Below are 10,816 nucleotides of genomic sequence, written 5' to 3' on the forward strand. Positions count from 1 at the left end.
ACCTGTCTAATTCATCGTAGGCTAACTTTATTATTGGTGCTTTTTCTGCTATTTTCCTTAAGTCTTCTTCCGTAGTTTCATCTGCATATTTGAAGAAAAATAACCAACGATCCACTATGCTTTCTAGCTGTTCTTCCTTATTCTTAGGAAATTTAGGTAGTTCAATAAATACAAATTGAAAATCTTTTAAGTCATGCTCATTGGTTTTCTCATCTCTTATAGTGTGGCTGGATATATAATCAAGCTTATCAGGAAATAAATTACAATTAGAGATAGCAATAAAGAAAACCTTCTTTAAATCAATGTACTTACCAGATTTATCAGCTTGCCTTGAGTAAGCCTTAGCAGCATATAATTGAGCTCGTTTTTCGAAGCCTTTATCGCGAGTAAGCTGCATTTCAATCACATACCTGGCCCCACTAGAATCCCTGCAAAGAACATCAACTATACTTTGTTTATCAGATGCAATTTCAGGATCCATTATAGTACTGAGGAATTCCACTTCTTGTATAGTATTTATCTCAGCAAACCCTAAAATATCATTCAAAAAATGTATGAGAATATTCTTATTTTTTTCAGTGCCAAATATTTTTTTGAAGGTCAAATCCAGCTTAGGGTCGAGAAACTTAGATAAAGCCATAGCCAAAGTGCTTAAAAATATTAATAATTATACACTATTATTAACAATTATTCAACCATATTTTTGAAGATAGCTATGCCGCCGCGGCGCTAACAGGTAGCGGAATGACGAATTACTTAACCGTCATACCGCGATTCATTCGCGGTATCTCGGCATAGATTCCGCTAATTAGTAGCGGAATGACGATTGTGTATCGTGTTTTGCTAAAAATCACAGAATGAGTCTGGTTACCTTAATTAGAAGTTTAGCTTTAACTTTAAATGGACTACTCAACCGTGACAGACTTAGCTAAATTTCTTGGATAATCTGCATCTAACCCTTTTTTTGCTGCAGTAAAGTAAGCAAGGAATTGCATAGCAACACTGTAGATGATTGGAGAGATAAAATTATCAGTGTCTGGAAGTTGCACCACATCTGCGCAAACTCCCCTTAGGAATGGCGCTCCTTGTTTATCACTGAAGGCAATTACTTTGCCTTTTCTTGCAATAATCTCTTGTATATTAGATAGCGTTTTAAAGAATAAATCATCATAAGGGATAATTGCTATAACAAGCACAGTAGAGTCTATTAAAGCAATAGAACCGTGCTTCATTTCTCCCGCTGCAATACCAATTGTATTGATGTATGAAAGCTCTTTTATCTTCAATGCACCTTCCATTGCAACTCCGTATGAACTTCCTCTGCCAATTAAAATAACGTTATTGTGTTCTAATATGCTGCCTGATATATGTTGTATTTTCATCACATTTAAAACATGTTCAACATACTTGGGAATAGAGTTAATAGCGTTGCTTAGCTGTTTTATTCTCTCTCCACCCAGTATACCTTTTATTTTTCCAAGCTCCACGGCAAAGCATGCTAAAGTTGCAAGTTGCGCAGAAAAGGTTTTTGTTGAAGCAACACCAATTTCTTGCCCAGCAAGAGTATGTAACACAATATCTGAGATCTTTTCAATGCTGCTGCTAAATGTATTAGTTATACTAATGATTGGTTGCTTCTGTGATTTTGCATAACGCAGCGCTTCTATGGTATCTGCAGTTTCGCCAGATTGAGAGATAAATAACCCAATGCTGCCTTCTTCCAGCTTGACGTTGCTATACCTAAATTCTGATGAGATTTCTAGATATACTCGAACTTGAGCGACATTTTCCAGCCAATACTTTGCTATTAGCCCAGCAAAATAAGATGACCCGCATCCAACTATAGTAAAGTAACTCAGCTCAGAAAACAATTTTTTGTTAGCAAATATTACCTCTTTATATTGCTTGTAAAATTGATTTATTGTTTTGTTTAATGCACGCGGTTGCTCAAAAATCTCTTTTAACATGAAGCTAGGGTAACCATTTTTGCTAATTAGAAAATCACTTGGACTACTATTTTCTATACTGCGTTTAACTTGTGTACCATTGTTGTATATACTAACTCCACTAGATTTTATCACTGCAATGTCATCATCTTCCAAATGCGATATTTTTTCCACAAATGCACTTAAAGCATTAGAGTCAGATGCAGCAAACACTGTGTTACAGTTATAGCCTATTGCTAAAGGCAAATTTCTCTTCGCAACAAATAAGGCGTCTGGATATTCTGCAAATAATAAGACCAAGGCAAATGAGCCGTGTAGGTTGTTTAAACACTTAAATAGAGAATCAACTGGCGACAATCCTTCATCGAGATATAAGGTTAGCATGTTTGGTATGATCTCTGTGTCAGTGTCAGTATGGAATGACATGCCCCTTTCTTCTAGGCCCTTTTTCAGCAGATTGTAATTCTCAATTATGCCGTTATGAGCAACAACAACGTTATTTGTACGAATGGGGTGAGCATTTTTAAGGCCTGGAACTCCATGTGTAGCCCAGCGAGTATGTGCTATGCCAATTGTACTGCTAGACATCTTGCTTTCATCAACAATTTCACATAACCTTTCAACTCTACCTTCTGATTTTTTGACTTCTATTTTGCCTTCATTATTTATGATTGCTATACCCGAAGAGTCATATCCCCTATATTCCAATTTTTGCAACCCAGTTAGTAAAGTTGGTACTACTGAATCACCACTACTTACTACACCAAATATTCCGCACACAAATGGATCACCAAACAAACTTTTTTCTAAACATGTTAAGCATTTTTGCCTTTATTACTGGTTGATTTATATTCTTTTTATCATTCTTTCGATTTTACCTTTTTAATTGGTTTAGCTGCTACTTTTTGAGTTTCTTTGCTTAAAACCTCAGATATAGCGGACTTTAGAACTTTTATCTCAACTTTTGGTGCTATTTCTATTATAAATTGTGCATTTGCCTCATCAACTTTATTAACTTCACCTATTATTCCACCAGAAGTAATGACTGTATCACCACGTTTTATTTGATCTATCATCTTTCTATGTTCTTTTAGTTTTTTTTGTTGCGGGCGAATAATGAGAAAATAAAATACCACAAATATTAAAATCAATGGAGTAAAACTAGCAAAAGATGCGCCGATACTTGATGTATTGCTAGTTGCATCTGCTGCAAAAACTTCAGAAATGAGCATATTTAATCCTAATTGTTAATGATAAAAACAAACCTATTTAAGTATTAATTACAATACCATGCCATGTCAAGTTTGGTGAAGGCGTTTCTCAATACCGGCAATAATACTGCGAATTCTAAGTTATGCTAAAACTAATATGGCGGGAGTGATGAGACTTGAACTCACGACCTCATGCGTGACAGGCATGCGCTCTAACCAACTGAGCTACACCCCCCTAATTTCTTTTTAGCGTTTTCGGACTTCAACTTTAAAGCTAATAAACATGTTGCCCTTTGTCAATATTTTTTGTTTGCGCTTTGCTGTCTTTTCTATTACTATGTAAATAATTTAATTTCACACATGGCTTGTACAAGTAGTCCCATTAGGGTTATGCCATGGAAGATAAACTATTTGGAGGAATGATATATGACAAATTTGCCTAAAGTCGCTGTGCGTGATTTAGCTGAATCTGGTGTACATTTTGGTCACAAAATTAGTCGCTGGAACGCAAAAATGGCTCCATACATATATGGAGTGCATCAAGAAAATCGTATACATATAATTGATTTGCGAAAAACACTACCATTGCTACAGGTGGCCATGAAGGCTTTATATGACGTTGCATTTCAAGGTGGTCGCATTCTATTCGTTGGTACAAAGTTTCAAGCTTTTGATATTATTGCAAGTGAAGCGATTCGTTGTGGTCAATATTATGTGAATCATCGTTGGCTTGGTGGTATGCTTACTAATTGGGGCACTGTTTCTTCTTCGATAAAAACCTTGATGCAATATGAGAAAATATTAAATGACGAGGATAGCATTTTAACAAAGAAAGAATTGGGGAACATTGAAAAGAAAAAGCAAAAGCTTGATAAGGCGCTTGGCGGTATTAGAGAAATGGGAGCAATTCCTGATATCTTATTCATCATTGATACTAATAAAGAGCATATAGCGGTTAAGGAGGCTAAGAAGTTAGGAATTCCAATAGTTGCAATACTTGATACTAATTCTGATCCAGATGGTATTACTTATCTAATACCTGGAAATGATGACTCAAGAAAATCAATAGAGCTCTATTGTAAATTAGCTACCGACTCTATATTAGCTGGAATAGAGTCTAGTCTAGCAAAATCTGGAGTTAAGATTGATGATATAAGGGGTGATGAGTTTATTCAAGAAAAAGAAGATGGTATTGTGCAAACTAAAAGGAGACGTAGTAAAGTTTACAAAGAAGGAGAAAGGGAGGTAGTAACAAATGAAGATGAATCCAGATGATATAAGAGAATTACGTGATAGAACAGGGCTTGGCTTAAGTGACTGTAAAAAAGCATTGGAAGAATGTGATGGTGACATCAAGAAAGCCGTTGATAAGTTACGTACAATAGGTCTTGCTAAAGCTGACAAAAAATCTGATAGAATAGCTTCAGATGGACTCGTTGCTATGTGTTTGACTGAAAATTATGGTGCATTGGTTGAACTCAATTGCGAAACAGATTTTGTTGCAAGGAATGAGAAATTTATAGAGTTAGTTTCAAATTTAGCATCAATTGCTCATCAAGAACGCTGTACTAGCGTTGATGAGTTAAAAAATGCCAAGTATGAAAGCATTGGCACAGTGCAGGAAGCTATTATGAATGGTACATCAGTTCTTGGTGAGAAGCTGGAGTTAAGCAAGCTTTGTTACTTAGAAGCTAAGGATGGAGTTATTGCTGGCTACGTACATGGTGATGTGTGTGGCTTAGGTAAGATTGGTGCTTTAATTGCATTGCAATCATCTGGTGATAAGGCGAAGCTACAAGAGATTGGGAAACAAATAGCTATGCATGTAGTTGCTATGAAGCCTGAAGCTTTGTCTATGGATGATTTAGATCAAATGAAGTTGAAAAATGAACGTTCTATAATTGAAGAGCAAGTGAGGGGCTTAAATAAACCTGAAGAAGTAGCAAAAAAAATAGTAGATGGACGAATGGCTAAGTACTATGAAGAAGTTGTTTTACTAGAACAAAAGTTCATAAAGGATGATAAAATGAAGGTTTCTGATTTTATAAAATCAAGCGAGATGAGTGCTATTAAATTATCTAATTACAAGTTACTTGTTTTGGGTGGTGCAAACTAAATGGTAAAAAATGTTTCCCTCAATAAATGAAAAAAGCGAAATAAAATATTCCAGAGTGTTATTTAAAATTTCTGGTGAAGCTTTAATGGGGTCACAGTCTTTTGGCTATGATATGGGAATAATAAGCCAATTGTGCAAAGATATAGCTGATATTAACAGGCTTGGAGTTCAGGTATGTATTGTTGTTGGTGGTGGTAATATCTTTCGTGGCACATCTGCGTCTTTAAGTGGCTGTGAAAGAGCAAGTAGTGATTATATTGGAATGCTTGCAACTATAATCAATGCTTTAATTTTACAAAACTTTTTAGAAAAAAATTTAATAGCTTCTAGGGTATTATCTGCAATACCCATGGCCACTGTATGTGAATCTTACATAAGAAGGAAAGCTATTCGTCATTTAGAAAAAGGTAGAGTGGTAATTTTTGCAGCAGGTACAGGCAACCCATTTTTTACTACAGATACAGCTGCAGCCTTACGTGCTGTTGAGATGAATTGTGATGTTATTCTAAAGGGTACGCAAGTAAATGGTGTATACTCCGCTGATCCGAAAAAAAATGAGGATGCTGTAATGTATGATAGGCTTTCTTACACGGATTTATTGACTCGTGATTTAAAAGTTATGGATGCATCAGCAATTTCACTTGCTCGTGAGAATTCTATTCCAATTATAGTTTTTTCTTTGAAGGGAGAAAAAATAGTCAATATTATTAAGGGTCAAGGTACTTATACTATAGTTTCAGATTGTAAACATTAGGTAATTTATGTTAAATGAAATAAAAGCTAAAACAAAAGAAAGAATGCTAAAAACTATTCAGTCCTTTCATGATGATATTAAAGGCGTACGCACTGGTAGAGCTAGCGCATCGTTGCTTGATGGTATAGTTGTAAATATCTATGGTGGACATCAAAAGTTAAATCAGGTTGCAGGTGTTTCGGTTATAGATAACAAAACTCTATCAATTAAAATTTGGGATATTAATGTTGTCGGTGAAGTGAAAAATGCTATATTAAATGCCAACTTGAATTTAAATCCTGTTGTTGAGGGCAATACCATACGTATAGCTCTTCCGGACTTAACACAAGAAACCCGTGAAAAATTAGTGAAATTATTGCATCAGTTTGCTGAAAATGCACGGATTGCCATTAGAAATATACGTAGAGATATTATGGAAGAAATAGAAAAAATGAAGGAAAATAAAGAAATCTCAGAAGATGATTTTCATGGTGCTAAAAAGGAAATACAAAATATTACTGATAATAATATAAAAAAAATTGATGGTGAATTGTCCATCAAAGAAAAGGATATACTGAATCACTAAATGATATGGAGAAAGCTTACATAGCAAATGATGTCATTCCAGTGTTTGACACTGGAATCCAGTCTTTACTATACAACTATCTGATGCACTTGTTTGAAATCAAATTTCCTGGATCCCAGTGTCGGAGCACTGGGATGACACCAATTTTGCATTCAAGTATCAACTATTGGTGTCACTACAGTAACTCTCTTCCTGTCATGCAAGTAGCTGACACCTTCCAGGTGTCCATTGAAATCCAAAAAATTTCACTCAAGTCAAAATTAGGTTAAATTTAAATGTTGAATCAAGAATCTTTACCGAAACATTTAGCAATTATTATGGATGGTAATGGTAGATGGGCGAACAATCAAGGAAGGGTAAAAATTGATGGTTATAAAAAGGGCAGTGAAGTTGCATACGATATTGCCAAGTATTGTACGGACTTAACCATACCCTACTTAACTTTGTATGCATTCTCTATGGAGAATTGGCTTAGACCCAAAAACGAAACTGACTGTCTATTTGATTTATTTTACTCTGTCTTAACTAATGAAGATAAAGTCAATTTCATTTGCAACTGTAACATTAAGTTGAATTTTATTGGCAATTTAAGTCTGTTATCCAGTAAAATATTGGATCAAATTAAAAAAGCAGAAGAAATGACACATAAGAACGATGGTTTATTACTCACTGTGGCAGTCAGTTACGGAGCAAAGCAAGAAATTACACAAGCTATAAGCAATATTATAAAAGAAAATATTGCTTATGTATCAGAAGAGGAATTTGAAAAATTTCTGTATACTAAAGATTTGCCAAAATTGGATTTATTAATTCGCACTGGCGGCGAAAAAAGGTTAAGTAACTTTTTATTATGGCAAGCAGCTTATGCTGAATTGTATTTTTGTGATACTTTATGGCCTGATTTTTCTTGTCAAGATTTGAGTAAAGCATTAGAAGATTATACAAAAAGAGAGAAAAAATATGGTAGATAATAATTTTATAATTAGAATGTTGTCCTCAATAGTAATATTATTCATATTTTCCTTTGCTACATATTTCAGTGATTTATCGTTTTACCTATTGATTTTTTCAATAGCAGTTTTATCTTCTTTTGAATGGTATAATCTAACCCAAGGAAATAAAATTTTATACGTTTTTGCATTATTATTGATTGCACTACCAAGCGCCTCATTAATATATTTATATAATCTACCACAGGGAAAATACGCATTAGTATGGTTCGTCTTAACCATTTGGGGAATTGACGTTACTGCCTACCTATTTGGTAAGAATTTTGGTGGAGCTAAAATTTGCCCAATTCTTAGCCCTGGAAAAACTTGGACAGGACTTCTTGGTGCGATTTTAGCTGGAGTAGTGTGCACAATTTTTGGATCAATATTTTTTGGTCTATTTTCAATTTTTTATTCTCCAATCATTGGCCTTGCAATTGCTATTCTAGCGCAACTTGGCGATTTCACTGAGTCGCTTGTTAAAAGAGCTTACGGTGTTAAAGATAGTGGAAATATGATACCTGGCCATGGGGGAGTGCTCGACCGTATGGACAGTTTCATTTTTACTGCCCCTCTTATTGCTATTTACATAAGCTAAGTCTGCAGAAGAAATAAAGTGCCATTAGAGATCATCCCTAGTCAGCTCCCCAACCGCTTCCACAGTACAGTCATGGACAAACGTCTTTTCACAATAAGGGCAGGCTATTTCCTCTTCTTCTCCCATATCTAAATATATTAATGGATGGCCAGAACCCTCATCATTCTCATCACCATGACAACAAACTTTTCTATTATTAACCCTCACTTTTGACATGCTACTCCTTTAGCTTATAACATTTTATATATTAAATATACCTATCCAGAAATAAAAAACAACAAGCACTATTCTCCATTTTTTATCCTATTCAGGTTAATCAATTCGCTTTGAACGCCTTTTGATACAAATTTGCTAACATCTTCTCCTAATCTTGCTATTTCCTTTACAAAACTTGATGAGATAAATTGAGTATCTTCAGAAGCGGGAAGAAATATGGTTTCGATTTCAGGAAGAAGTTTATAATTTACCCAACTCATTTGAAACTCGTAATCAAAATCCGACACTGCTCTTAATCCTCTAATAATAACAGAAGCATTCTGCTCTTTGGCAAACTTCACTAGCAACCCATTAAAAGATATAACATCTGCATCAATTCCTAGTCCTTTAATTTCATTTTCAGCCATGCTTGTGCGTAGCTTTGTGTCAAAGGCAGTATGCTTATTAACGTTTTCTGCAACCCCTATTATTAATTTATCGACTAGTTTACACGCTCTTTTGATTATGTCAAGATGCCCAAAAGTTATAGGGTCAAATGTGCCAGGGTAGATTCCTGTTCTGTTATTAATGTTCATCCTTTATTTTTATATAAACTACTTTAAAAACTTTTGATAGACATGATAACATTTTTTATCTAAAAATGAAAGTATACAGTTGGCCTGATAGCTCAGTTGGTAGAGCAAAGGACTGAAAATCCTTGTGTCGCTGGTTCGATTCCTGCTCAGGCCACTTTCCTTTCTTACTAAATTTACCTTTTTGTTGTAAAACGTTCTATAATATGTTATGATATTGATATAAGTGTTGAGAGGGTAAACTATATATATAAATATTATAGCAGAATATTTAGTATCTTATTAATTATAGTTCTATTATTAAGCAATATTACTTATGCTGGCGTTAGTGAAAAACCGGCATCTCAATATGTAACCAGAAAAGAAGAACCAGCGTCAACTGTCTTGACGGCAGAAAATACAGTAAATAATGACATAGTTGTTGGTTTGTTGAAAACGGAAGAAGCACATGAACTTGGGCTATCTCAAAATATCTATGAGATGTTTAATAACTTTGGGGTTAAGACTGTACTGATTGATTATAATAAGATAATTAGCCTTAAAAAAATTCAGACAGAGTCACTTAATCTCGCAAAACAAGATGAAACATTGGCAAAAAAGCTAACATTAGACCGAATAAAAGTTGAAGTTGCACAATTCATTAAAGAGCACAAAATAAATAGGATATTTATTCCGGATAATTTACATTCAGCACCCACTCCTTATCGCCAGCTTGTTACTGAAGCAATTGTAAAAATAGTTGATGATAACCCTGCAATTCATTTACTTGGCATATGTGAAGGCATAATGAATGCAAAGGGAATTGAAGTAGTGAGTGTTGTGAGTGATGAAGAGAAGCAAAGATCTCATTTAAAATCAGCACCTAATCCACAGAAAGAGGATGTACCTCTCCAGCAGATAAAGATCGTTCCAAATAGTCGTTTAGCAGAAGTAGTAGCCAAATTCCTAATACCTAATGAAAATGGCTGGTTTTCAACATATTTTCCAGATGCTCATTCAGGAGCAGTAAGTAATACACCAGAAAATAGAAGAAAATTGGAGTCACTTGGATATAAAGTTGCAGCATTTTCCAGTGAGGGGGTAATAGAAGCTATTGAAGATAAGCATGGTAATGTTCACTTTCAAAATCATCCAGAAGCCCTTGTTGTGAAGTCAGATAAAAACCTCTATTTATCAAATCACAAGGAACGTCAAGTGTCTACACTAGTTGCTATAGCGATTATAAATGATTTTCTTTATCGTGCTTAATGGCTATAGCTTTAGGCTTACCGACGATTTGATAAACGATAGATTTGTCATGTATCCGTTCAGGCAATGGCGTCAACTTAAGGAAAAATATCAGCGATAGTGTATAAAATTTCTCTCCAAATTTTTGATCATTAAATTATCCAAAGAGTGCAAGGGACAGCACTTTTATTTCTATTTTATTGCAACAAAAAAGTTTAAAATGTGTCTTTTTTAGGTGAGGCATGCAAAAAGGAAAAGATCTTATCTTACAAATTAAAAATGCAATATACTCGAAAACTTTTCAGAAAATCCATTGTGTTGAGTTTTACACGAACAAGAAAACTTCCTTTTTCGACAGTATTTTCTATGATTTTAAAGTTAGTTAAAAAAAGTTTGGGAATAGAATGTGAACTTATGGAGCCACTGACATGTACCCTCAAAGCAAGCTTTTTCTAAAGCAAGGTATAAGATTTGCCATACAGGCTTTCAAGAATTTAAGCATCCAAACAGCCTATCAGGATGAACCTGAGTTGGAGAGGCTATAGACTTATTGCAGCAGATGGTTCTGGTATGAGATTACCCAGCTCTGGGGAAATTGTATCCGAGTTTGAACCAAATGGAA

General features: G+C 34.6%; 13 protein-coding genes, 2 tRNA genes and 1 pseudogene. 10 read left to right on the forward strand and 6 right to left on the reverse strand.

Annotation, left to right across the window (positions count from 1 at the left end; all coding sequences use genetic code 11):
* The 4 genes from OZD66_RS02150 to OZD66_RS02165 all read right to left on the reverse strand — a co-directional run.
* Nucleotides 1–640, reverse strand: a 640-nt coding sequence (locus tag OZD66_RS02150) for an Rpn family recombination-promoting nuclease/putative transposase (RefSeq protein ID WP_275022083.1), incomplete at its 3' end; no start/stop codon positions are given.
* A gap of 265 nt (nt 641–905) precedes the next feature.
* Nucleotides 906–2,726: a glutamine--fructose-6-phosphate transaminase (isomerizing) gene (gene glmS / locus OZD66_RS02155; RefSeq protein WP_182367429.1), complete on the reverse strand. Its 1,821-nt coding sequence runs from the start codon at nt 2,724–2,726 to the stop codon at nt 906–908.
* Nucleotides 2,727–2,806: 80 nt separating this feature from the next.
* Nucleotides 2,807–3,178, reverse strand: coding sequence for a preprotein translocase subunit YajC (gene yajC / locus OZD66_RS02160; protein WP_015589055.1), 372 nt, complete (start codon nt 3,176–3,178; stop codon nt 2,807–2,809).
* Between the two features lie 137 nt (nt 3,179–3,315).
* Nucleotides 3,316–3,392, reverse strand: a tRNA-Asp gene (locus OZD66_RS02165).
* 191 nt (nt 3,393–3,583) lie between these two features.
* On the opposite strand from OZD66_RS02165, the gene rpsB reads away from it, so the two are divergent.
* Genes rpsB through OZD66_RS02200 form a run of 7 tightly spaced genes read left to right on the forward strand, consistent with a single transcriptional unit; the run spans nt 3,584 to nt 8,179 of the window.
* Nucleotides 3,584–4,432, forward strand: a complete 849-nt coding sequence (gene rpsB / locus OZD66_RS02170) for a 30S ribosomal protein S2 (RefSeq protein WP_182367319.1) — start codon at nt 3,584–3,586, stop codon at nt 4,430–4,432.
* Nucleotides 4,413–5,273, forward strand: a complete 861-nt coding sequence (gene tsf, locus OZD66_RS02175) for a translation elongation factor Ts (RefSeq protein ID WP_182367322.1) — start codon at nt 4,413–4,415, stop codon at nt 5,271–5,273. Before rpsB ends, tsf begins: the two co-directional genes overlap by 20 nt.
* Nucleotides 5,274–5,283: 10 nt before the next feature.
* Entirely contained in the window at nt 5,284–6,027 is a 744-nt protein-coding gene (gene pyrH, locus OZD66_RS02180; protein WP_220468222.1) for a UMP kinase, read from the forward strand.
* Nucleotides 6,028–6,034: 7 nt separating this feature from the next.
* Nucleotides 6,035–6,592: a ribosome recycling factor gene (frr, locus tag OZD66_RS02185; RefSeq protein WP_015589051.1), complete on the forward strand. Its 558-nt coding sequence runs from the start codon at nt 6,035–6,037 to the stop codon at nt 6,590–6,592.
* A gap of 5 nt (nt 6,593–6,597) precedes the next feature.
* The gene (locus OZD66_RS02190; protein WP_010962657.1) at nt 6,598–6,861 is read left to right on the forward strand and encodes a hypothetical protein; all 264 of its coding nucleotides are present in this window, start codon (nt 6,598–6,600) and stop codon (nt 6,859–6,861) included.
* Nucleotides 6,862–6,867: 6 nt separating this feature from the next.
* Nucleotides 6,868–7,563 carry a polyprenyl diphosphate synthase gene (uppS, locus tag OZD66_RS02195; protein ID WP_174515980.1) on the forward strand — a complete coding sequence of 232 codons (696 nt, stop codon included), beginning with the start codon at nt 6,868–6,870 and terminating at the stop codon, nt 7,561–7,563.
* Nucleotides 7,553–8,179: a phosphatidate cytidylyltransferase gene (locus OZD66_RS02200; protein ID WP_015589049.1), complete on the forward strand. Its 627-nt coding sequence runs from the start codon at nt 7,553–7,555 to the stop codon at nt 8,177–8,179. Before uppS ends, OZD66_RS02200 begins: the two co-directional genes overlap by 11 nt.
* A gap of 24 nt (nt 8,180–8,203) precedes the next feature.
* Here the strand turns inward: OZD66_RS02200 and OZD66_RS02205 are convergent, their stop codons facing one another.
* A complete protein-coding gene (locus OZD66_RS02205) occupies nt 8,204–8,395 on the reverse strand; it encodes a zinc-finger domain-containing protein (RefSeq protein ID WP_151808017.1) in 192 nt (63 codons plus the stop codon).
* 68 nt (nt 8,396–8,463) lie between these two features.
* On the reverse strand, nt 8,464–8,970 hold the full coding sequence (gene coaD, locus OZD66_RS02210) for a pantetheine-phosphate adenylyltransferase (RefSeq protein WP_182367325.1): 507 nt from the start codon (nt 8,968–8,970) through the stop codon (nt 8,464–8,466).
* Nucleotides 8,971–9,051: 81 nt separating this feature from the next.
* Here coaD and OZD66_RS02215 point away from each other — a divergent pair.
* The 3 genes and pseudogenes from OZD66_RS02215 to OZD66_RS02225 all read left to right on the forward strand — a co-directional run.
* Nucleotides 9,052–9,124: transfer RNA gene (locus OZD66_RS02215), tRNA-Phe, on the forward strand.
* Nucleotides 9,125–9,213: 89 nt separating this feature from the next.
* Entirely contained in the window at nt 9,214–10,215 is a 1,002-nt protein-coding gene (locus OZD66_RS02220) for a gamma-glutamyl-gamma-aminobutyrate hydrolase family protein (RefSeq protein WP_182367434.1), read from the forward strand.
* A 221-nt stretch (nt 10,216–10,436) separates the two neighbouring features.
* Nucleotides 10,437–10,816, forward strand: a pseudogene (locus OZD66_RS02225) (IS4-like element ISWosp8 family transposase); the annotation flags it as partial.

This window comes from Wolbachia endosymbiont of Drosophila baimaii (genome assembly GCF_028982185.1).
Lineage (GTDB): Bacteria > Pseudomonadota > Alphaproteobacteria > Rickettsiales > Anaplasmataceae > Wolbachia > Wolbachia pipientis.

Bases quoted from the DNA above. Each gene is read 5' to 3' on its own strand.
- yajC (WP_015589055.1), bottom strand. From the start codon at position 3,178: ATGCTCATTTCTGAAGTTTTTGCAGCAGATGCAACTAGCAATACATCA.
- rpsB (WP_182367319.1), top strand. From the start codon at position 3,584: ATGACAAATTTGCCTAAAGTCGCTGTGCGTGATTTAGCTGAATCTGGT.
- tsf (WP_182367322.1), top strand. From the start codon at position 4,413: ATGAAGATGAATCCAGATGATATAAGAGAATTACGTGATAGAACAGGG.
- pyrH (WP_220468222.1), top strand. From the start codon at position 5,284: ATGTTTCCCTCAATAAATGAAAAAAGCGAAATAAAATATTCCAGAGTG.
- frr (WP_015589051.1), top strand. From the start codon at position 6,035: ATGTTAAATGAAATAAAAGCTAAAACAAAAGAAAGAATGCTAAAAACT.
- OZD66_RS02190 (WP_010962657.1), top strand. From the start codon at position 6,598: ATGGAGAAAGCTTACATAGCAAATGATGTCATTCCAGTGTTTGACACT.
- uppS (WP_174515980.1), top strand. From the start codon at position 6,868: ATGTTGAATCAAGAATCTTTACCGAAACATTTAGCAATTATTATGGAT.
- OZD66_RS02200 (WP_015589049.1), top strand. From the start codon at position 7,553: ATGGTAGATAATAATTTTATAATTAGAATGTTGTCCTCAATAGTAATA.
- OZD66_RS02205 (WP_151808017.1), bottom strand. From the start codon at position 8,395: ATGTCAAAAGTGAGGGTTAATAATAGAAAAGTTTGTTGTCATGGTGAT.
- coaD (WP_182367325.1), bottom strand. From the start codon at position 8,970: ATGAACATTAATAACAGAACAGGAATCTACCCTGGCACATTTGACCCT.